This window comes from Streptosporangium carneum (assembly GCF_027922005.1).
In the GTDB taxonomy this organism is placed as follows: Bacteria; Actinomycetota; Actinomycetes; order Streptosporangiales; family Streptosporangiaceae; genus Streptosporangium; species Streptosporangium carneum.
Genome location: NZ_BSEV01000001.1, coordinates 709112 through 728890, shown reverse-complemented (window position 1 = coordinate 728890; position 19779 = coordinate 709112). Strand labels below are relative to the sequence as shown.

Genomic DNA, 19779 nt, shown 5'->3' with positions numbered 1-19779 from the left:
CTGCCAGGTCGGGGGCCATCCCCCCTCACCCGAACGAGTGAAAGGAGGAGACCATCTTGCCCACAATCCACCCTGATCCGCACGCGATCGCAGGCATGATCACCCGTCTCAACGACCGCAACTACCCCCGCTGGGCCTTCCAGATCCACCGGACGGGCGGGTGCCGTCAGCCGATCCACCTGCGGGGTCGCGTCCTGCACGTCGACCGTGCGACCGGCCGGCTCCTGCACTCCTACACCACCGCCACCGAACCCGACGGCGTCCTTCGGCTGCCGTGCAAGACCCGGCGGGCCTCCCGGTGCCCGACCTGCGCCGAGGTCTACCGGGCCGACACCTACCACCTCATCCGCGCCGGGCTCGTCGGCGGCAAGGGCGTCCCGGCCTCGGTGACCGCTCATCCATGCCTGTTCGTCACCCTCACCGCCCCCTCCTTCGGCACCGTGCACACCCGGCGGGAGAAGAACGGAAGGCCGCTGCCCTGCCACGCCCGCCGGGACGCCGTCACCTGCCCGCACGGCCGGGTGATGTCCTGCACCGTCCGCCACGGAGCCGAGGAGTCCTGCCTGGGCGAACCGTTGTGCCCGGACTGCTACGACTACACCGGCAGCGTGCTGTTCAACGCGCTGGCCCCGCAGCTGTGGAAGTACTTCACCGACGCCCTGCGCCGCCGCGTCGCCAAAACCGCGGGCCTGACGCTGCGGGAACTGCGCGACCAGTGCACGATCTCGTTTGCCAAGGTCGCCGAGTACCAGCGGCGCGGGATGGTGCACTTCCACGCCGTCATCCGCCTCGACGGCCCCGACGGGCCGGACTCTCCGCCTCCGGCCTGGGCCACAGCGGAAATGCTGGCCGACGCCGTACGGCACGCCGCTCACGCTGTCACCGTGACCACTCCCGCCACCGCCGACGAACCTGCACGGGTCCTGCGGTGGGGACGGCAGCTCGACGTCCGCGAGATCACCATGGACGGGGAGTTGTCGGACCAGGCGGTGGCCGGCTACATCGCCAAGTACGCCACCAAGGCCGCCGAATGCGTCGGCACCCTCGATCGGCGCATCAACCCCCTCGACGACCTGACCGCCTTCGACCTGCGCGACCATCCCCGCCGCCTCATCGCCGAGTGCATGCGCTTGGGCGACCTCGACGAGTACGCCGACCTGCGGCTGACCCAGTGGGCCCACATGTTGGGTTTCCGCGGCCACTTCTCCACCCGGTCCCGGCACTACTCCACCACTATGGGCGCCATCCGCGACGAACGCCGCGACCACGCCCGCACCGACGAGATCACCACCGGCCGCCTGCCCCTGTTCGACGAGGACACCGTCCTCGTGATCTCTCACTGGGAGTACGCGGGCAAGGGCCTGTCCACCGGAGATGCCCTGCTTGCCGCTCTCCTGAGTGGTGACCCGCCCCCATCCGCTTCACCGGACGGTGGAGGCGGCCGATGAAGACCGACGACATGCTGACGGTGCCCGAGGTGATGGCCAAGCTCAAGGTCAGCCGGTGGACGCTCTACACCCTCATCCGATCTGGCGAGCTCGCCTCCGTCGTGGTCGGCGTTCGCTGCCGCCGTATCCCGGAGTCCGCGCTGAACGACTACGTGACCCGACTTCGCGAGGAGGCGGCCTGATGGGAAAGCACTCGAACGGTGAGGGGTCGGTCTTCCCGTACAAGGACGGCTGGGCGGGCTACGTCTGGGTCACCACGCCGGAGGGCAAGAGGACCCGGAAGTGGGCCTATGGCAAGACCCGTCAGGAGACCCACGAGAAGTGGCTCAAGCTCCACGAGTTGGCGCGCAAGGGGCCGGTGCCGACCAAGCACCCCGCCCTTGCCGCCTACCTGACGCGCTGGCTCGCCGAGGTGATCGAGCCCAACCGGGAGCCGACGACCTACGTGGCCTACGAACCGCTGGTCCGGCTCTACATCATCCCCAGCCTGGGGAAGAAGCGCCTCGACAAGCTCACGGTCCGCGACGTGCAGATCTGGCTCAACACGCTGCCGACCCTGTGCACCTGCTGTGACCAGAAGAAGGACCACCGGCGCCTGGAGAACAAGCGACGATGCTGCGCCGTCGGGAAGTGCTGCAAGGGGTATCCCTCCCGGAGCACCATCGCGAGCATCCGCCGTGTCCTGCGCTCCGCGCTGGGCAACGCCGTACGGGAGGAGCTGATCTCCAAGAACGTCGCGGCGCTGACCACCCTGCCCGCCGCCAGTAAGACGAAGAAGAAGCGACAGCGTGTGGTGTGGGGCGTCGACGAGGCACGACGGTTTCTCGAACATCTGCGGGCGATTGACGACCCGCTCTACGCGGCCTACGTGCTGATCCTCGTCCTGGGCCTGCGGCGTGGTGAGGTGCTCGGGCTGGCCTGGGACTGTGTCGACCTCGGTGGCGAGCAGCTGTGGATCTCCCGTCAGCTCAACCGGGTCCGTGGCCAGCTTCTTCACCGGGAGACGACCAAGACCGACGACTCGACGACCTCGCTGCCGCTCCTCGGCCTGTGCGTCACCGCCCTCAAGCACCGTCAGCACGTCCAGGAGGACACCCGTAAGGCCGCCGGGAAGAAGTGGCAGGACTCCGACCTCGTCTTCACCACACGGAACGGCACACCGATCGAACCGCGCAACTTCAACCGGGCCTTCGAAGCCCACTGCCAGCGGGCGGGCGTACCGACGATCCGCGTCCACGACACCCGGCACACCTGCGCCTCGCTCCTGGCCGCCCTCGACGTCCACCCCCGCGTCGCGATGCGCGTCCTGCGACACTCGCAGATCTCGATGACCATGGACGTCTACACCCAGATCCCGTCGCCCGAGACGCGTAAGGCACTCGATCGATTGAACGCCAGCCTCAACGGTTAACGACGACCGCAGTCAGCAAGAAGGCCCTCAAAGACTCTGAGGGCCCTCTTCCGCGCCTCCTCCGATCGCATTTGGCCTCATCTCTGCTCAACCCGATACAGGATCTTGGGAAGTGAGATAGGGGCGCTCCTGGTCAAACCAGTCCAGGCTCAGCCTGGCTCCTGTGGTCAGCTCGATCGTCGCCAGCGCCGCCGCTCGCCAGCTCTTCCCGTTTCTCCATTTGAAGTGCGGCGCCATGGCCACCAGTTCGGGCCAGCGCGTCAGATTCGGCTCTTGCGCCCACTCCTCCGGGTACATGGCATCGACCATCAGGAGCAGTTCTCCATCGGCGGCGAAGGCAACGCGGTTGTTGGCGTTCACGTTCCAGTAGACGCTGTAGGCCCGGGCACCGACACTGAGACGTGGAAGCGTGGGCGGATAGGTGCCGTGGCAGCCGTTGTACTCGAACAACTCGGTCACCGAACCGGACTGCCCTGCCAGCATCGCCCAGTCGGCCTCGTCGGAGTAGTCGTCCTCGAAGGATGCCTTCTCGTGGATCTCGTAGCTCGTGCCGCCGCTCACTCGTTCCCCGATCTCGGCGAGCGTGAGCGGTATTCCGTCGTTGGGGACGACAACGGTCCAGCAGATGGCCTCCCCCAGCCAGTTGTCTTTGAGAAGACGCCGATAGTGGCGGTACATGTCGACGCCTGCGGGCCGCTCATCGCTCATTTCGTGAGACTCCGTCACTTCGGGTACGCGGAGTTCAGGATCTTCGCAGACGGGTGAGACAGAACAGGGGCTCGTCAGCAGGCTCTCATGAACTCTCTCCGGCACCCGTCAGGGCCGGCGGCGGAGGCGGTAGATCCCCTTGCTGTATTGCGCTGCTGTACGGACATGAAAGAGGCCCTCCAGGATGATCCCGGAGGGCCTCTGACCTGCTGCGCGGCCGAGAGGACTCGAACCCCTAACCTTCTGATCCGTAGCCCTAGGCAGAGGGGTCGCTGACGTTCACCGAAGTACGTCTTCCCAGCTCACGGACTTCGGTGAACGTCGGCGGATGACAGTGAACGTCGCCGCGTTGCTACACGCGTTGCTACACCAGCCGCTACACGAAACCGCGCTCTGTACTGGGAAAACGCGCGTACCATCCCGCGCTACTCGGCGCTCCGTTCGGCCCCAGCAGCTTCTCCTGAAAGAGGTCTCCGATGACCGCTCCCCGACGTGCCAAGCGGGTCACCGAGCCCGCCGAGCTCGCGGCCAACCTCGCCCGGTTCTTCAATCGGCTGGAGGACCACGCCGCCGACGACCCCGCGAACCTCGTCCTCATCGACGAGCTGACCGAGACCCTCCGCCAGGCCAAACTCCGCGCCATCGCCCGCGCGGCCTCGGCCGCCAAGGAGGGCGGCGACTACTCCATCAACCACATTGCCGGCATCCTCGGCATCCGCAAGCAGTCCCTGCACGAGCTGATGCGCAAGGGCCAGACGCTCCTGGAGGCCCAGCGCACCCGGCTCGGTGTCGTCGTCCTGCGGGACCGCCGTCGCGCCCGACTGGCCGAGGCCGGCGTCCCCGAGCGCGCGATCGAACGGCGCGCGGTCTGACCCTGAAAACCGAAACCCCGCGTCCTGAGATGGGACGCGGGGTTACTAGCATGGCGTATCTGGAATTCCGTCCACTTTTACGGACCAATATAGGCGCATCTACCGATGTAAAAACAAAGCCGACAGGCTATCGTCTGCGCACCGAAATCTCTGCGGTGAGGGGCGAACGAGCCACGCGGCCGAAGCTTCCCAGGCGCGCGGCCGCGGACTCGTCGTCCTCGATCAAAAACCCTCGCTGCGGATGTCCTCCAGGAAGTTCCCCCAGGCCGTCGCCGAGAAGGTCAACGCCGGGCCAGACGGGTCCTTGCTGTCACGGATGGCGACGACGCCGGGAAGGTTCGTCGCCACTTCGACGCAATTGTTGTTGCCGCCGCTGAGGCTGGACTTGCGGAACTCGGCGCCGGACAGGTCGGGGGAGATCATGCTTTGCTCCTTACCGCGGCAATGAGCGCCGCGGACTCCTCGGGGGACAGGCACGCGCCAGCGAGGCGCTCAAACAGCAGGATAAGGTTCCGCACCTGGTCGGCTGCTTCGACGTATACCTCTCCCGCCGGGCTCTCAACGTAGCCGACGGCCGGGTCCTCCGGGTCGAAGTGCAGGACTGAGAAGGCTCCCTCCATCCCCGGATGGGCTCCGGCACTGAACGGCAAGATCTGCACTGTGATGTGCGGCCATTCCATGACCTGGAGAAGGTCGCCGAGCTGGCGGTCCATGGTGTCTGGAGAGTCCACGGGACGGCGTATGGCTGCCTCGTCGATCAAGGCGTGCAGTGTCGGGGCAGTCGACCCAACAACATTGATCTTGCGAACCATGCGGGCGTCCACGCGCCGCTTCAGCTCGCCCGCGCTCAGGTCCGGATGCCGTGCGCGGATGACCTCCCGTGCGTAGTCCTCGCTCTGGAGCAGTCCGGGGATCACCGCCGTCTCCCATGTGCGGATGGCCGTGGCCTCCGCTTCGAGTGCGACGTAGTTACCAGTGAACACGTCGGAGTAAGCCGTCCACCAGCCACGGCGGTTGGCGTCGCGAGCCAGCTGGATCAGCCCGCCCTTGGTGTAACTGTCGGCCCCGAACAGATCGCAGGCGTGGGTCAAGTCCGTCTCGGAGACCATGATTCGGCCGCCCTCGGCGCGATGGACTTTGCTGAGCGACCATCCGAGCCGAAGCGCCGCCTCATTGGTACTGAGACCAGCCTCCTCACGGAGTCTGCGCAGCTCACGGCCCAGGCGACGATGCCGGACAGTGGGGGACTTCATAGGCATGGGCACCAGTGTGCCGTGTCCAACGCGATATTTCTCTGTGCCGACGTCTTGCGCGCGTGCCGTCGGCACGCGCATGATGAGCTCGCAATATCAACACTGTGAGTGAGGCCATCATGACAGGGGTACCCGGATCGGCCGTCCCGAACGGCGGTCTACCCCTGCGGCAGCACGAAAGTGCCCAGGCTCGGCACGAGCTTCACGAGCCCGAGATCCCGCAGGTGCTGAAGAACGTGACGACCAGTGTTGTTCCCTACGCCGTACTCTCCCATGATCGCCACGATGCTCGGGAGCTTGTGCCCAGGCGGCCACTCGCCACTGCGAATGCGCTGCTCGTAGACCTCGGCGATCTGCTCCCACTTGGGTCGGCCTGGCTCGAATTCGATCATGGACGCGACGGTATTTGGTTGCATCGCGCTTGGGCGATCTCCAGCATGCCTAAGCACGCATAGACACGCCTAGGCATGCCTAGGCACGCTCTACCGCTCGATTTTCCGCTTTAGACGAAGCGGACCCGCCACCGGTATCGCACACCGAGGACGGGTCCTTGATCAGGAAGCGAGTCCTGACCCATGAACAACCCTAGTGCTCCGGTCCTCGACCGGAACACGGCCTCTCGGGACGGCTGCGGCTGCTTCGCCGATGCGGCACCGATGCCGATGGGGTGCGCCGCCTGTGGGCACGCGCCCTACGCGCACGGCTGCCCCGGCCAGTCCACCGATCACGAGTACGTTCAGCCGGACGGCGCGCTGATGAACGCCCGCCTGGAGGCCCGGCGTCGCGGTGGCCCGCAGGTCCTCCCCCGCGTCGAGCCGCCCGCCGACGTCGCACCGGTCGAGGTGATCCCCCTCGTGCCCGCGCAGCGCCGCCCCGAGCCGCTCGTCCAGCAGTCCCTCGCGCCCGTGCCCGCCGCGGCCCCGCAGCAGGCTCCGCTCCCGGCCGCACCCGCCGTAACGCCGCTGCCCAGACGGGCGCCCCGGCCCTTCCCTCGTCCCTGGTCGCGCCCCGTTGCCGGCCGACCGCCCCGGCGCGACGACGACCGGCGGCCCACATTCGGCGACCCCCGCGCGAGTGCCCGCGGCTCCGGCAGGGCGGACGCCGCTCCGCCGACGCGACGCCTGCCCGTGCCGTACGGCGGGCTCCAGATCTTTCTTCCTCACCGCATAAGGCGGACCTGCCCGACGATGCGAGCGCCGGGACAGGCCCTTGACCGGACTCAGGAGGTCCGACCCATGGGAGATGGTAGATCCGTAACGCCCGAACCGGCCATCCCGGGCTGGCGAGTGATGCTCAGCGACGCCGGGCGCTACTGGGCCACCCGGGAGCAGCCCTTCCCGAACGACGTGGCGGAGGGAGAGCTGTCCTCGCCGCCGTTCCGCACCGTGGACGCCGACACCTACGGACAGTTGCTCGACGAGGTTCACCACCAGGAGGAAGTAGCCACGCGGGGGATGTCATGATCGGCCGCCCATCCCGCGCGCCGGGACGGCACCGTGACGGGCAGGCCATCGTCTCCGAGGTGTATCGCCGCCTGTGGGACGGCCCGGCCCGCGAGCAGGCCAAGCAGCTGGACGAGAAGTGGCCGGAGTGGACCGTGTTCTACAGCCTGGGCAACCGCCGCTTCTACGCCGTGGCGGGCTGGTCGGCGCCTCAGCCGGTACTGGTCGAGTCCGACACGGCCGAGGGCCTGGAGGCCCTGATGTACGAGGAGGAGATGGCCAGGGTCGCCCGAGGCGAGGCACCCCCGCCCGCCCCTGTGTCTCCGCCTCCCCCGAGCAGGCGCGGCGGCATCCTTTCCCAGGCGCACGCCGCCGCGCCGCAGCCCTCACGCCATCCGTACCGGAGGGTCGCGTGACGAGGCCGCGAACACCGCCCGTGGACGTGGGCCTGCTCAGTGAGCAGCTCCTCGCGCTACGGCAGAAGCATCCCGGCTGGCACCTCTCCTACGACTCGGGCATCCGCGTCTGGAGCGCCCTCCGCAGCCCGTTCCCCGACCAGCGAGAGATCGACGCGGGTATCAGGCTCCTGATCAAGACGCCCTCCTCGGAGCGAATGGACGAGGAGCTGACCCGTCAGGCCGAGCTCCTGAAGACCCTGCCTGACCTTCCTCGGTCTCCTGCTGCTCTCCGGAGCTTCCTGCGGTCTTGAAAGCCGGTGCGGCGACGGCACGGTTCACCGCCGCCGCACCTCTCGACGTGCGACCCGGGAAAGAGGGCCTCGGGCCGCACACAAGCGCGGTTTCCACACGTCGGGGAAGGGAAACCGCCGCCGGTCGCCTGACCCCACGACCGGCACCTGGTGCCCGGCCGGATCTCACCCCGGCCGGGCACTACCCCAGCGCGTATATCCGTCGTCCCACCACGTCCCGTCAGGAAACCCGTGCTCGAGTCGCTGCTCAACGTGCTGTGCCTGTACGGCTCCGGCGCACTCACCTGCCTTGCCATATGCACGCTGTACGTCGCCACCACCCCCCGCTTCACCCAGCGCATGTTCACCCCGCACGCCTCCTGCCTTGGCATCGGCCCCCGCGCCCTGGTCGTCCTGGGCCTGATCGGGTGCGCCGCCGCCTGGCCGTGGACTTACGCGCTGGTGTGGCGTGGCCTCTTGAGGAGCCGCGCATGACCCGTGACTCCGACGTCATCGCCCTGCTGAGCACCCTCTACCCGGGCTGGCACTACGAGGCGCGCGACCTGCCGGGCCTGCCTCGCTGGTGGGCGCACCGCCACCAGCCGGTGACCGCCGCTCAGCGCGCGGCCGGAGCGCGGGCCTCCATCGGCCGCTCCACGCCCCAGCGCCTGGCCAAAGCGCTCGCCCACCATGCCGAGATCCTCGACCGGGTCCGGCAATCCCCCTGCCTGCCCTCCTGAGGAGTAGACCCGTTGGAAACGATCGGGTTGATCACCACCTACACGGCCGTCGCCTACGCCGTCGCCGTAGTGGTCCTGTTCGTCCACCAGCTCGTACTCGCCCGTAAGCTCGTACGCCTCCCGCCCAAGGAGATGTGCGACTCCCACCGCCAGCTGCACGACTTCATCCGCCAAGGCCCGACCGTGCTGGTCTTCCGGATGCTGGTGCTGGCCTCGTTCCAGTACCCCACCGCCGGGCCTTGGCGAATGCTTCAGGGACGGTTCATCTGGTGGCGTCCCTGCCAGGTGTGCCGCCCCCGATTCCCCGCTTGAGAGCGGCGAATCCCCTGATCCCCGGACGGCTCGTGCTGACACGCTCCGCGAGCCGTCCGGCCGCTTCCGCCCCCACACTCCCCGGGAGATCTCCTATGGCGACCATCATGGTCACCGGCTCTGACGGCTCCTTCGCCATCGACGGCACCACCGGGCGGCTCCTGACCCCCGGCGAAGTCGCGAGCATGTTCCGAGTCGACCCCAAGACCGTCACCCGCTGGGCGAGAGAGGGTCGGCTCACCTTCACCCGTACTCCGGGTGGACAACGGAGGTACTGGGAGACCGAGGTGCGCGCGCTGCTGCGCGGCCAGACAGGCGACGGCACCTGAGCAAGGAGAGGCACAGCCTGCGTCTCTACTTTCAACCGATGACAGAAGTCAGCGATAAAATAACTGGTAGTTGACTCCGAGAGTCAGAAGGCGGAAGCTGCTGACCAGCGGGTATTCCTCGATGAGGGACCTACCCCCGCTGGACTTTTGGACTTTTGGCGCACTTTTAACAGTGCCAAAAGTCTGCAAAAGTAGCCGAAGCTCGCTAGCATGCTGTGGACAGTCCACTGAAAACGAAGAAGCCCCCGGCCTGACGCGGTGCTTGCCAGCTGGTGCGTCAAACCGAGGGCAGCGTGGAGAAGGCTCTCCGGGGCGGTATCCCTTACAGGATGTCGTCCCAGGGAGTACCCTCACGGATCCTCCGCCACAGCAGGCGGACTGCTTCCCAGAGCCCGCGGGCTACCAGGAAGAAAGCCACCTTCTTCGCTGCGGCATAGATCCACAAGCCCTTCTCACGCTTGTTCCCGTCAGGTGACGGGAGGGGTGCTGACGTCACGCGACAGCTCCTCACCTGATGACCGGGAAGGCCGGCCCCCTCCGCCCGATGTTCATCGGGCAGTACCGACCCGATGACTTGAGACAGGCGAAAGAAGCACTCAGGTGAGCGTCTTGTGACCCATGCGAGGGAAAGGCTAGTTGACCACGCCTTTCCGTGGAGACCGTTTCGGCAGGCAGCTATGTGTCATTTCCATAAGGACCTGCCTGTATGCGCATCCACATATCGCCACAAACAACGCAATAGAGAAATACAAGACTTCCATGCGCCCTGTACCACCCGTGACTACGGCGATCCCCGTTGATAGCCGCACCGATCCGGCGTCATCCTCGGCCCCGGCCGCCAACCTCTCACCCTCCCTAACCGTCTTCCAAACAGCCCATCCCCTCCCGCTGGAGCACTCGGTGCGTTTTCCCCTGATCCTCGGCGCCTCGGCCGCCTTCCTCACAGCCTCCGTTCTCCCCGTGCAAGCCGCTTCCGCCGCTGCGCCACCAGCCCCAATCACCACCACCGCGGCTCGCACCGCGCTGGCCGGGCTAACCGTCGCCCAACCCCACTCCATGACCGGCTACTCACGGGCGAAGTTCCCCCACTGGCAGAGTCAATCCCTCAAGGGTCCCGGCTGCGACACCCGCGAGGTCGTCCTCAAACGGGACGGCACGGCGGTTCGCCATGACGACGAATGCCGCGCCGTCTCCGGCCGGTGGAAGTCGGTCTACGACGGCCGGTCCTACACCCGCTCCTCCAGCGTCGACATCGATCACATGGTGCCCCTCGCCAACGCCTGGCGCTCCGGCGCCGACACCTGGTCCACCCAACGCCGGCGCGCGTTCGCCAACGACCTGAGCAGGCCGCAGCTCATTGCCGTCTCCGCCGCCAGCAACCGATCCAAGGGCGACCAATCGCCGGACCAGTGGAAGCCGCCGCTGCGCAGCTACTGGTGCACCTACGCCCGCGCCTGGGTACAGGTCAAGCAGCACTACGCCCTGTCCATCACCCAGACAGAGAAGGCGGCGCTGGGCGAGATGCTGGACACCTGCCGATAACCTCGGCAGGGCGGGAGGACGGGGAGGGGACGAGTGGCCGGCAGTCACAGCCACGAATCGCACGCGGTTGCCGGACCAGGCGGGGTGATGACCGATGAAGTCGGCGTCATCACTGGAGACGTCACCGTACGCACCGAGATCTGCGACGACCGAGTACATGTGCAGATCCAGTACACCGGCGCCGAGGAGTGGTACACCCTGACCGGCACCCCCCTTCCCCTCGAAGGCCGCACTGAGCGAGGTGCACGGGCGGCCATCATGCGCGCCGTGCGCAAGGGACTCCCCGAAGGTCTTCGGGCAGGGCAACTGCACTGATGTAGGAGCTGTGATCGCCGGGGGAGACTCAGCTTCAGCCCGGCCATATGGGAGATATGAGGTTTTCGCTACGCATACCCCTACCCCTAGCTAGAGTTACAGCATGGGTAGCACTCCCAAAATGACCATCCCGACCCAGCTCGTACTGCGCGCCTTCCTTGACGACCCCACAAGGGAGATGTACGGGCTGGAGATCTGCGCTGCCTCTGGCCTGGCCAGCGGCACCATCCACCCCATCCTCGCCCGGTTCGAGGGCATCGGCTGGTTGGAATCCCGGTTCGAGGACGTCGATCCTCACGAGGCAGCCCGGCCTCGCCGTCGCTACTACCAGCTCACCCCGGATGGCGCCGAGCGCGCCCGTCTTGCACTCGCTCAGGCCCGCACCAAAGTCGGCATGCTGCGCGATCTGACCCAACGGCCTATGGGTGGTACGGCGTGAGTGATCCTCGTTTAACTAACAAGCCTGACCAGCGTAATTATGGGCCCGGCGTCACCGTAGGCACCCTTGAGGTTCTCGACCAGACCGTTGATCTCACACTTGGCCTAGCCCGCAGCAGCGTCCGCGCCCAGGATCTCACGCTCGCTCTTGAACACGACCTACCGCGGGCCCGCGCTCTTACTCGTACCCTCACTCGTGACCTCACTCGGCTTCACATTCGCGCCTTCATCTGTCCCTGCCATCCCGTTCACGACCTCACCCATACCCACGCTCACGAGCTAGCGCAGAACCTCATGCGCGCCCACGACCTTGCCGACACTCACGCCCACGACCTTGTACACGACCTCGATAACGCCCTACGTCAAGTTAGTGATCTCCTTGTCGCTCTAGGAGAAGTCGATATATCAGCTGAAAGATCAAAATCGCTCATAGCAAGGGAGGAGCCTGCCTCCACATCTCACTCAGCCGAGCACCTCGTGAGCCTCGCGATGAGACTGCTCCCAGCTCAGCATCGAAGCCGTTTCACCGAAGAGTTGAAGGCTGAGCTGTACGACCTAGCGCAGGCGAAAGCCACTGGAGCCATGCAGATCATGTATGCCCTCCAGCAGCTCGGCCGCGTGTGGGAACTCCGCATTGCTCTCCAGGCACCAGACCAGCCACGCTTCTACCGGCTGTACCAGGCAGCATGCTGGGTGCTTACGTCGGACTGGCGCACCTGGGGTCTACTCGGCCCTCTCCTGGCCTTCGGAGTGATCAACGTGAACCTCTCCCAAGGGTGGGGCTCAGCTTTGTTCACCCTGCCGGGCATCGTCGGCTTCTACGCCGGGATCGAGTGGTTGCGTAAGCGCTGGGGCGTGGAAGTGAAGCGGCGCAGCAGAGCAGTCGGAGATCAGTCGAACGAGTAACGGGATTTGCTCTCTCGCGTTGTCCGGATGAGGACACCACCGCGGGCCAACTCCGTGCGGACACCGCCCGTCTCCCTTATGTTCATCCCCCACGTTCTGGGAGCATCCTTGCTCAAGCGCCTCATCGTCTCCATCGCCCTCGTCGTCGCCGCCTTTGTTCCCGCCACCGCGATGCCCGCCGCCGCCAGCATTCAGGGCGGTGCCTCTGCGGCGACGGCCGCGTGCACCTACCAGCGGTCTGGTAACCACTGGAACTGCATTACCCCGGGCGCCTACTGCCCGAAGGCGGCCCACAACCGGTACGGCTACGCCAAGGTCACCAACCGACGCTACAAGTGCTCGCAGTACGACAACGGCCAGTGGCGGTGGAAGCGCGCCTGATTCGGAGGCGAACGAGCCCTCGCTGCCCTTCTGGGCGGCGGGGGTTTCGTGCCGTTCGTGGCGGTCACCCCAACCCATTCGGCACTTCAGGTAGCAGATTAACCACATAGAGCAACGAAGCCTGATAGCTGTGGCCCATGCCTACCTCGACCCGGCGCACCGCCGCCACCCTCCCCCTGCTCCTCACCCTGACCGTCACCGCCATCCCCGCCAGCGCCGCCACCTCAGCCCGCACCCCAGGCCCGCTCCTGCGAGAGGCCGTCGCCGTCCTCCCCGTAGCCCTCGAGGACCGCACCGGCTACAAGCGCACGTCCTTCAAGCACTGGACCGACAGCGACCGCGACGGCTGCAACACCCGGGAGGAGGCGCTGATCGAGGAAGCCGCGACCGCCCCCAGGTCGAGCAGCCAGGCTGCGACCTCGTAGGAGGTAGGTGGTACTCCTACTACGACGACACGATCGTCGAAGAGGCCGGCCGCCTCGACGTCGACCACCTGGTGCCGCTCGCGGAGGCGTGGGACTCCGGCGCCTCCACCTGGACGGCCGCCCAGCGGCAGGAGTATGCCAACGACCTCGACGACCCCGGCCACTTGGTGGCGGTCACCGCGCGCAGCAACAGGTCCAAGGCGGACAAGGACCCCAGCCAGTGGCTGCCGCCCTACCAGCCAGCCCGCTGCCGGTACGTCACCGAATGGGTCGCGGTCAAGCTCCGGTGGGCACTCACCGTCGACGCCGCCGAACGGGACACCCTGACCGAGCTCGCCGGAGCCTGCCCGAACGTGCCACTCTCCACCGCCGCCGAGAGCAGTGAGGGCGCTACCCGCTGACGCCAGACGCACCAAGCGCCCCGCTCGTCCTCCTGAGGGAGGGTGAGCGGGGCCCTCTGCTGTTCAGGCCAAGTGAAACAGCCGCAGGGCAGTGCGCCATGCTGCCGAAATATGGAGAAGCGGTAGCTCCTCGCCTTCGGCGATCGATGATCCTCTGAAGGTGTCCGACTATCCAGCCGTAAGGAGTCACCGTGAAGGTCCGTCAATTGTCAGCCGCAGCCCTGCTCGCGGCAACGCTGGGCGCCGCTGCCTTGGCTGGCGCGGCGCCCGCCGCCGCCATATCTCCCGAGTCTCCCCCGGGGGTCACGTACGGCCCCTACTCCACCGTGGACTCGTGCAAGGTGGACCGGGATCTCGTCGTCCAGCGCTATGGGTCGTACTTCTATGTCACCCCGTGCCAGGTCGGCCCGGATGGCTACTACTGGTTCAAGAGGGTCTTCACCGTCTGAACCCACCCCGCGACCTGGGGTGCGATCACGCTTTAGCGGCCCGCCGCAGTGCCAGCCGGGCGGCGTACCGGTCCTCCACCGTCGCCCACCACGGGTGCCGATCCGGCACCTCCAGCGCGACGAGCCGCGCCTCCCGCACCCCGGCGAGCTCGGCCCGCTGCTTCTCCGTGACCTCCGCCGCCCCGGTCGGCGCCGCCACCAACGTCGCAGCCGACACCGGCGCCCTCGCCCCTCACCGGGGCGGGGGCTTTCTGCCGTCCGGCCCCACCCGTCAGCCGGCGTCGCCCTGGTATCGCCACACCGCAGGGTTCGCGCCAGGTGTCTCACGGTACGTCAATGCCCTTTTGCGTGAATTTGATAGTGAAATATCACTGCATTTCGTAAGAGAGGATAAAAACGCCACATTCGGAGTGGAAGAAAATAACCAGAAAAAGCGATCTATGCATCCAAAATATGAGGAAATGGGAGCTCCTCGCTTTCGGCGCTGCATGGTCATATTGAGGTGTTCTTCTCGTTCCCGAGCTGAGGAGCCACCTTGAAGGTCCGTCGACTACCTGCTGCAGTCCTGCTCGCAGCAGCGCTGGGCACCGCCGTCCTGACCGGCGCAGCGCCCGCCGCCGCCACCACCCAGACCAGCGGCGCGCTCGCCACCGGGGTGCACTCCTCTTTGCTGCCGCCCGACTGGTACGAGAGGGGTCCCTACTCGACCCCGGAGGCCTGCCGGAGGGACCTCCAACAGGAGATCGAATACGGAGTGAACGGGGTGAGGGCCTGCCACTATGAGGACCGGCGATACCAGTGGCAGGACGGCTATTACTACGCGGTGTACCTCCCCTGACCCTGACAGGCACGCCTCGGACACCAGCGCGGGGCGTGCCCGCTCAGCCCTTGGCGGCCTTCCGCAAGGCCACCCGCCTGGGGAGAGCGAGGCTGTTCAGCCATGCGAAACAGCCTGCGGACGGCACGCCATGCAGCCGAAATATGGGAAACCGGTAGCTCCCCACCCTCGCTGATCGATGGTCACCTTGAGGTGTCCTCCCACCCAGCCACAAGGAGTCGCCCGTGAAAATCCGCCGATTATCAGCCGCCGCCCTGCTCGCGGCAGCGCTGGGCACCGCCGTCCTGGCCGGCGCAGCGCCCGCCGCCGCCCTCGCGGGCGACCCTCCCCCGTCGGTCACGCGCGGCCCCTTCTCCACCCTGGCGCAGTGCCAGGCGGATCGGGATCACATCATCCAGCGCTATGGGGCGCACGTCTGGGTCACCCAGTGCTGGATCGGCCCGGACGGCTACTACTGGTTCAAGGCCGTCTCCATCGACTGAGCCGGGCGTCCCGGACTGCGATCACGCTTCAGCGGCCCGCCGCAGCGCCAGCCGGGCGGCGTACCGGTCCTCCACCGTCGCCCACCGCGGGTGCCGGTCCAGCACCTCCAGGGCGTCCAGGCGGGCCGCACGCACCTGCTCCAGCTCGGCCCGCTGCTCGTCGCTCATCACGGCCTCCCCTGACACGATCGCGAGCGAGGACGGCAGAGCGTCGGTGACCTCCTGCACGCGAGCGTCGGCCGCCCAGTAGGCCTGCTGCGCCTCGATCAGGTCAGACGGGAACTCGTAGTCGGCCATAGTCCCCCTAGGTGCTGCGTGGTTACGGACGATCCTATGAGGGGTCAGAGTGCAACCGAAAAAGCCCCCGCCGTCCCGAAGGACAGCAGGGGCCGCTGATGAACTTGCCCAGCTACGGCAGAGGACGCGCCGCCTCGGTGGCGCGGACCGTGCGCGCCTCCTGGTAGACCGGCTGGAACTTGCTCCACAGCAGGAGCTGGCCGAGCCACGGATACCGGCGCTCTACCCACCGAGCAACGACGTAGTAGACAACCTGGACCACGAAGAACACGGCGCCGGAGACCGCCACCGTGGTCTGTTCGGACAGGTCTGTGGGAACGACGACGCCGAGCGCGGCCCCGGCGCCGATCAGGCCGCCGACGAGCTTGGACGCGATGGTCCGGGCGATCGAGGTGAGCACGTTGGGCATGACTCCTCCTTCGAGGATCAGGTGTAGCGGTGCAGGATGGCCTTGAAGGCGGAGGCGGTCTCCATGGTCACCGTGCCTGCGCTGGCGTGCCGGATGGTCACCCGGCCCCGCTGGGTCGCCGACAGCTTGAGGTGGCCGCCGATGTTGGCCTCCACGCGGCCGTCGGCGTCGGCGTGGACGGTCATGAGGCGGCCGGTCGGCCATGCGTAGTCCACCAGCGTGCCCTCGGCCAGGTGCCGGGTGAAGCCGATCTCGACCTTCTCGCCGGGCGTCAGACCGCGCAGCGCGATGAACGCGGCGACGTCAGCCCACACGTCGGCGTCCGGCGCGATGGACTGGCCGCCGGCCGGGTGCCAGCTGGCTGTGTCCCGGTACTCCTCGGTCCACCAGGGCTGATGGGTGATGTTCGGCTTGATGGTGGTCTCGGCGCTCAGGCCGAGCGAGACGACTTCGGGCACTTCTTCCTCCTCGGGCGGTTCGGTGGGTGGGGTGGTCGTGAATGGTCGGGGCGCTCCGGCCTGGACCCAGGTGTAGAGCGCATCGCCGGGGCAGCTTGTGGCGTAGCCGTCGCGGTGGCCCCGGATCTCGGTCCCGGCGTCACCCTCCTCACGCAGGTACTCGATTGCGTCGCGGATGCCGTGCAGCATTGCGTCCGGCGGGGTGACGACGCCGGAGGTGCCGACCAGGCCGAGCACGGCGTAGTGCCCGCTGTTGAGGCCGGGGCCGTTAGCTGCTGGGACGTGGTGCAGGCCGCGGCCGACGAAGACCTTCCGGTGCGAGCAGACGATCAGCGAATATCCGATGTCGATCCAGCCGTTGCCGTTCATATGGCCGCCCTGGATGCCGCGCACGGCCGCCACGCACTGGCCGTGGTTCGCCAAGGTCGCCGGGTCCACATGCCCCCCGGTGTAGTGGACCTTCACGCCCCGGGTGGCGGTGAGCGTGGTGTAGGAGCCGCTCGGCGCGCGGGCACCCCAGTCGGCGCGGCTGACGAGGTCGATCACGTTCCCTCCGATCGGTCGAGGCGGGCGGACGCGCGGCTCATGGGTCGGGCCGCAGGCGGTCCAGCTCGCCCTGCATGCGTCCGATCCGGGCGTGTGCCCGGGTCAGGTCCTGCTCCAGGTGCTCGATGCGGCGGTCCTTGTCAGCGGCTTCACGCTCCAGGCGGGCGATGCGTGCCTCGGCCTCGCGCAGCGCGGCCACCACCGTGCCGACCGCCAGCTCGGCGCCACCGAGGGCCGCGGCGTCCAGATCGACCGGGGCGCGTCGCTCGTCCGACCGCGCCCGGCGCAGGTCGATGTGAGTACGGACCAGGGTGGTCAGGAGCTGCCCGGCGCCGCCGGCCAGCAGCGCGATGACGGCCGGGGTCAGCCAGTCAACCGCCATCGCGCCCGCCGACCTGGCGCAGCTCACGCTCCAGCCGGGTGACGGTCGCGGCGCGGGCCAGGCAGGTGGCGGCGAGGGCCAGGTAGACGCCCGCCGGGTACAGCGCCCGGGTACCGGAGTAGGCCAGCACGACGACGGCGTAGATGACTGCGGTCGCGGCCAGCGGCCACAGCCCGGCCCGCTCGATCCGCCAGCCCAGCACCAGAGCGCGAGGCCGGACGTAAGGCAACAGGATCCCGGCCACCATCAGCACGCCCGCCAGCAGTTGCAGAGCACCCCAGGCGCGCACCACCGGCAGCGGGAGTAGCGCGTTGACGCTGGCCGAGCCGACGACGCCGAGCACGGCGAAGGCACCGGCGAACACCGCCAGGCCGCCGAAGAACAGCTCGAAGGGATGTTCGCCGAGCGCCTTCGTCCGCCGGGTCGTCATCCGGTCGCTGCTTCATAGAACCCGGAGATGGACAGCTCGTCCGGAGACGCCCAGGTGAACGGTGCGGTGTTGCTGTTCAGGACCCAGGAGCGGTTCACGTTGCCCGTGTCACCGTCCGCGGAGTCCACGAAGACCCGGTCGATCTGAGTGGAGGAGCTGAGCGCGCGGAACGAGCCGGTCCACAGACGGCCGGCGGAAGAGTCGAACACCGTCGCCACGCCGGCGAAGTTCCGGGCGGCGGCCACCGGGATGGAGAACTGCCACTGCGCGCCCGGGGCCGTGGTGGTGCCGCCCCAGGTGAGGAGGATCTGGAACATGATGGTGCGGCCCGCCAGGCGCGTGTACCGGGCCACGATGGTGCCGTTGCCGATCGCGCCGTTCCAGCCGGGGGCGTAGTTGGCCCAGGCACCCATGGTCATCATCTCCGACCACGACCCGTTGGTGTAGCTGGCGTACCGGTCGGTGTCGGTCTCGTAGACCGTCATGCCCTCGATCGGCGATGCGGGCCGGGTGCCGGAAGTGCAGACGATGACCGACTGGGCCATCAGGTAGTTGTTGATGTCGGCCGCCGTCAGTACGTCTCCGGCGTTGAAGGTCTTGAAGCTCATCCGTCCCCCTCAGTAGGCCAGGGCGTTGAAGTCCAGGCGACCGGTGGTCGCGTTGTTCAGCGTCAGGAAGGAGCCGACCTTCGTGGCGGACTGGAGATGCCATGTGGTCTTCCAGCGCTGGCCCTCGATCTCGTGCTCGATGCCGCGGATGAAGCTGTCGCGGATCACCGGGGAGCCACCGGTCGGCGGCACGCGCACGCAGGTGATGCGGTCGCCGATCTCGCGGCCGAGGACCTGCGGCCACAGCACGGCTGGGTCCCGCCGCGGATAGATCACGATCTTGTCGAAGCGGACTTCGGGCTCGCTGCTGATGTAGAGGATCCAGGCGGCGTAGCTGGCGGCCTCGGCGTCGGTGGTCATGAGCAGGTCGCTGCGCTCGAAGGTGTGCGGCAGGAACTCGTCCATGCTGCCGGGGTCGGTCACGATCTGCTCGACGCCGTCCACCCGTGTGATCTTCACTTCGTTGTAGAGCTGGGCGTCGTCGGTGCTGATGGGCAGCTCGACCACGCCGGGCGTGGCACCGAACGTGGCCTGCGAGACAGCCGAGCGGGCATCGGTCAGCAGGGCCATGCGCCCGCGGAAGCGGACCCGCCCCTCGGCATCGGCGTACAGCTCGCCGATCTCGGTGTCCGCGGCGAGCTGCGCCTCGGCCAGCGGGTCGCCCTCCAGGGTGGTGGCCTGCAACGCAGTGCTGCCAGTGCCGATCAGGCGGTCCTCGGCCGGCCAGCCCGCCGAGTCGAGAATGCGGTGGATGCGGGCTCCGATGTCCTCCCCGTCCCCGACGGGCATACCGGTGCTGCGCCGCTTGGCGGCCAGCGCCTTGAAGGCGTCCGTGCATGGAACGCTCACCGTGGCCGTCGTCGGCCCCCAGTCCAGATCCCAGGAGTCGGCGAAGCCGCGAAACAGCGGGTAGGCGGTGTTGTTCCAGACGGCCCGGATGCGGACCGCCCGCATCGCGGTGACCTGGCTCCGGCCGCCGGAGACGTACGGCCCGGACAGGTTCGTCGGGTCGAAGCGCTGGTCGGGGTCGTCCAGCACTACCGTGCCGGTGCCCGCCTCGTAGCGGACCAGCGGGGACTCCACGCGGGTGGAGCCGCGCCGGGTCGTGATGGCGGGCACCTTGACGTCGGCCGAGACCTCCACCCACGTGTCGCCTGCGGCGAGAGTGCCGGTGCCCAGCCGTCCCCGGCTGGCGTCGTCCAGGTGCAACGCCGTCCCCAGGTTCGCACCCGAGGTGAACGCGACCTCGACCACCAGGCGAGGCATGTC

Annotated in this window: 33 protein-coding genes; 21 read left to right on the top strand and 12 right to left on the bottom strand. The window is 67.6% G+C overall.

The genetic code is table 11. The annotated features are described in order from the left end of the window. Window positions 1-56: 56 nt before the first annotated feature. From PKF00_RS03730 to PKF00_RS03720, 3 genes are read left to right on the top strand one after another with little or no spacing between them, the layout of a single operon-like run. The gene (locus PKF00_RS03730) at window positions 57-1448 is read left to right on the top strand and encodes a replication initiator (protein WP_271215898.1); all 1392 of its coding nucleotides are present in this window, start codon (window positions 57-59) and stop codon (window positions 1446-1448) included. Next, window positions 1445-1630, top strand: coding sequence for a helix-turn-helix transcriptional regulator (locus PKF00_RS03725; RefSeq protein ID WP_271215897.1), 186 nt, complete (start codon window positions 1445-1447; stop codon window positions 1628-1630). Before PKF00_RS03730 ends, PKF00_RS03725 begins: the two co-directional genes overlap by 4 nt. Further along, a complete protein-coding gene (locus PKF00_RS03720) occupies window positions 1630-2859 on the top strand; it encodes a site-specific integrase (RefSeq protein ID WP_271215896.1) in 1230 nt (409 codons plus the stop codon). The genes PKF00_RS03725 and PKF00_RS03720 overlap by 1 nt, the downstream gene beginning before the upstream one ends. An 87-nt stretch (window positions 2860-2946) precedes the next feature. Here PKF00_RS03720 and PKF00_RS03715 read toward each other — a convergent pair whose 3' ends face one another. Next, window positions 2947-3567: a DUF6461 domain-containing protein gene (locus PKF00_RS03715; protein ID WP_271215895.1), complete on the bottom strand. Its 621-nt coding sequence runs from the start codon at window positions 3565-3567 to the stop codon at window positions 2947-2949. Window positions 3568-4043: 476 nt separating this feature from the next. Here PKF00_RS03715 and PKF00_RS03710 point away from each other — a divergent pair, with 476 nt between their 5' ends. Continuing rightward, complete coding sequence (locus PKF00_RS03710) at window positions 4044-4439, top strand: hypothetical protein (RefSeq protein ID WP_271215894.1); 396 nt, start codon at window positions 4044-4046, stop codon at window positions 4437-4439. Window positions 4440-4661: 222 nt separating this feature from the next. Here PKF00_RS03710 and PKF00_RS03705 read toward each other — a convergent pair whose 3' ends face one another. The 3 genes from PKF00_RS03705 to PKF00_RS03695 all read right to left on the bottom strand — a co-directional run bounded on the left by PKF00_RS03705 (window position 4662) and on the right by PKF00_RS03695 (window position 6084). Then, window positions 4662-4862, bottom strand: coding sequence for a DUF397 domain-containing protein (locus PKF00_RS03705; protein ID WP_271215893.1), 201 nt, complete (start codon window positions 4860-4862; stop codon window positions 4662-4664). Further along, window positions 4859-5692: a helix-turn-helix domain-containing protein gene (locus PKF00_RS03700; RefSeq protein ID WP_271216349.1), complete on the bottom strand. Its 834-nt coding sequence runs from the start codon at window positions 5690-5692 to the stop codon at window positions 4859-4861. Before PKF00_RS03700 ends, PKF00_RS03705 begins: the two co-directional genes overlap by 4 nt. Before the next feature lie 158 nt (window positions 5693-5850). Further along, a complete protein-coding gene (locus PKF00_RS03695; RefSeq protein WP_271215892.1) occupies window positions 5851-6084 on the bottom strand; it encodes a winged helix-turn-helix domain-containing protein in 234 nt (77 codons plus the stop codon). Window positions 6085-6267: 183 nt separating this feature from the next. Here PKF00_RS03695 and PKF00_RS03690 point away from each other — a divergent pair, with 183 nt between their 5' ends. From PKF00_RS03690 to PKF00_RS03625, 15 genes are all read left to right on the top strand, one after another. Then, a complete protein-coding gene (locus tag PKF00_RS03690; RefSeq protein ID WP_271215891.1) occupies window positions 6268-7155 on the top strand; it encodes a hypothetical protein in 888 nt (295 codons plus the stop codon). Then, complete coding sequence (locus PKF00_RS03685) at window positions 7152-7550, top strand: hypothetical protein (protein ID WP_271215890.1); 399 nt, start codon at window positions 7152-7154, stop codon at window positions 7548-7550. The genes PKF00_RS03690 and PKF00_RS03685 overlap by 4 nt, the downstream gene beginning before the upstream one ends. Beyond that, window positions 7547-7843 carry a hypothetical protein gene (locus PKF00_RS03680; RefSeq protein WP_271215889.1) on the top strand — a complete coding sequence of 99 codons (297 nt, stop codon included), beginning with the start codon at window positions 7547-7549 and terminating at the stop codon, window positions 7841-7843. The genes PKF00_RS03685 and PKF00_RS03680 overlap by 4 nt, the downstream gene beginning before the upstream one ends. Window positions 7844-8074: 231 nt before the next feature. Further along, complete coding sequence (locus tag PKF00_RS03675) at window positions 8075-8317, top strand: hypothetical protein (protein ID WP_271215888.1); 243 nt, start codon at window positions 8075-8077, stop codon at window positions 8315-8317. Next, the gene (locus tag PKF00_RS03670; RefSeq protein WP_271215887.1) at window positions 8314-8562 is read left to right on the top strand and encodes a hypothetical protein; all 249 of its coding nucleotides are present in this window, start codon (window positions 8314-8316) and stop codon (window positions 8560-8562) included. Before PKF00_RS03675 ends, PKF00_RS03670 begins: the two co-directional genes overlap by 4 nt. Before the next feature lie 12 nt (window positions 8563-8574). Continuing rightward, complete coding sequence (locus PKF00_RS03665) at window positions 8575-8874, top strand: hypothetical protein (RefSeq protein WP_271215886.1); 300 nt, start codon at window positions 8575-8577, stop codon at window positions 8872-8874. Between the two features lie 107 nt (window positions 8875-8981). Continuing rightward, window positions 8982-9203, top strand: a complete 222-nt coding sequence (locus PKF00_RS03660; RefSeq protein WP_271216348.1) for a BldC family transcriptional regulator — start codon at window positions 8982-8984, stop codon at window positions 9201-9203. Window positions 9204-10259: 1056 nt separating this feature from the next. Beyond that, window positions 10260-10745 carry an HNH endonuclease family protein gene (locus PKF00_RS03655; protein ID WP_271215885.1) on the top strand — a complete coding sequence of 162 codons (486 nt, stop codon included), beginning with the start codon at window positions 10260-10262 and terminating at the stop codon, window positions 10743-10745. 87 nt (window positions 10746-10832) lie between these two features. Then, the gene (locus tag PKF00_RS03650; protein ID WP_271215884.1) at window positions 10833-11060 is read left to right on the top strand and encodes a hypothetical protein; all 228 of its coding nucleotides are present in this window, start codon (window positions 10833-10835) and stop codon (window positions 11058-11060) included. Between the two features lie 121 nt (window positions 11061-11181). Beyond that, entirely contained in the window at window positions 11182-11499 is a 318-nt protein-coding gene (locus PKF00_RS03645) for a PadR family transcriptional regulator (RefSeq protein ID WP_271215883.1), read from the top strand. Between the two features lie 488 nt (window positions 11500-11987). Next, entirely contained in the window at window positions 11988-12404 is a 417-nt protein-coding gene (locus PKF00_RS03640; RefSeq protein ID WP_271215882.1) for a hypothetical protein, read from the top strand. A gap of 108 nt (window positions 12405-12512) precedes the next feature. Beyond that, entirely contained in the window at window positions 12513-12785 is a 273-nt protein-coding gene (locus PKF00_RS03635) for a hypothetical protein (RefSeq protein WP_271215881.1), read from the top strand. A 137-nt stretch (window positions 12786-12922) separates the two neighbouring features. Next, window positions 12923-13210 carry a hypothetical protein gene (locus PKF00_RS44475; protein ID WP_309298368.1) on the top strand — a complete coding sequence of 96 codons (288 nt, stop codon included), beginning with the start codon at window positions 12923-12925 and terminating at the stop codon, window positions 13208-13210. Further along, window positions 13108-13611: an HNH endonuclease family protein gene (locus PKF00_RS44470; RefSeq protein ID WP_438827844.1), complete on the top strand. Its 504-nt coding sequence runs from the start codon at window positions 13108-13110 to the stop codon at window positions 13609-13611. Before PKF00_RS44475 ends, PKF00_RS44470 begins: the two co-directional genes overlap by 103 nt. A 191-nt stretch (window positions 13612-13802) precedes the next feature. Beyond that, the gene (locus tag PKF00_RS03625) at window positions 13803-14060 is read left to right on the top strand and encodes a hypothetical protein (RefSeq protein ID WP_271215880.1); all 258 of its coding nucleotides are present in this window, start codon (window positions 13803-13805) and stop codon (window positions 14058-14060) included. A 25-nt stretch (window positions 14061-14085) separates the two neighbouring features. Here the strand turns inward: PKF00_RS03625 and PKF00_RS03620 are convergent, their stop codons facing one another. Then, window positions 14086-14277 carry a DUF8825 domain-containing protein gene (locus PKF00_RS03620; RefSeq protein ID WP_271215879.1) on the bottom strand — a complete coding sequence of 64 codons (192 nt, stop codon included), beginning with the start codon at window positions 14275-14277 and terminating at the stop codon, window positions 14086-14088. 318 nt (window positions 14278-14595) lie between these two features. On the opposite strand from PKF00_RS03620, the gene PKF00_RS03615 reads away from it, so the two are divergent. Continuing rightward, on the top strand, window positions 14596-14898 hold the full coding sequence (locus tag PKF00_RS03615; RefSeq protein WP_271215878.1) for a hypothetical protein: 303 nt from the start codon (window positions 14596-14598) through the stop codon (window positions 14896-14898). 224 nt (window positions 14899-15122) lie between these two features. Beyond that, window positions 15123-15380 carry a hypothetical protein gene (locus PKF00_RS03610; RefSeq protein ID WP_271215877.1) on the top strand — a complete coding sequence of 86 codons (258 nt, stop codon included), beginning with the start codon at window positions 15123-15125 and terminating at the stop codon, window positions 15378-15380. 21 nt (window positions 15381-15401) lie between these two features. Here PKF00_RS03610 and PKF00_RS03605 read toward each other — a convergent pair whose 3' ends face one another. The 7 genes from PKF00_RS03605 to PKF00_RS03575 all read right to left on the bottom strand — a co-directional run bounded on the left by PKF00_RS03605 (window position 15402) and on the right by PKF00_RS03575 (window position 19776). Continuing rightward, window positions 15402-15677 (bottom strand): DUF8825 domain-containing protein, encoded by a 276-nt coding sequence (locus PKF00_RS03605; RefSeq protein WP_271215876.1) that lies wholly within the window; start codon window positions 15675-15677, stop codon window positions 15402-15404. 112 nt (window positions 15678-15789) lie between these two features. Further along, window positions 15790-16086: a hypothetical protein gene (locus tag PKF00_RS03600; protein ID WP_271215875.1), complete on the bottom strand. Its 297-nt coding sequence runs from the start codon at window positions 16084-16086 to the stop codon at window positions 15790-15792. 17 nt (window positions 16087-16103) lie between these two features. Then, complete coding sequence (locus PKF00_RS03595) at window positions 16104-17090, bottom strand: peptidoglycan recognition protein family protein (protein WP_271215874.1); 987 nt, start codon at window positions 17088-17090, stop codon at window positions 16104-16106. A 37-nt stretch (window positions 17091-17127) separates the two neighbouring features. Then, entirely contained in the window at window positions 17128-17472 is a 345-nt protein-coding gene (locus tag PKF00_RS03590) for a hypothetical protein (RefSeq protein ID WP_271215873.1), read from the bottom strand. Continuing rightward, on the bottom strand, window positions 17462-17902 hold the full coding sequence (locus tag PKF00_RS03585) for a hypothetical protein (RefSeq protein ID WP_271215872.1): 441 nt from the start codon (window positions 17900-17902) through the stop codon (window positions 17462-17464). The genes PKF00_RS03590 and PKF00_RS03585 overlap by 11 nt, the downstream gene beginning before the upstream one ends. Beyond that, the gene (locus PKF00_RS03580) at window positions 17899-18510 is read right to left on the bottom strand and encodes a hypothetical protein (protein WP_271215871.1); all 612 of its coding nucleotides are present in this window, start codon (window positions 18508-18510) and stop codon (window positions 17899-17901) included. The genes PKF00_RS03585 and PKF00_RS03580 overlap by 4 nt, the downstream gene beginning before the upstream one ends. Before the next feature lie 9 nt (window positions 18511-18519). Further along, on the bottom strand, window positions 18520-19776 hold the full coding sequence (locus PKF00_RS03575) for a hypothetical protein (protein WP_271215870.1): 1257 nt from the start codon (window positions 19774-19776) through the stop codon (window positions 18520-18522). Window positions 19777-19779: the final 3 nt, after the last annotated feature.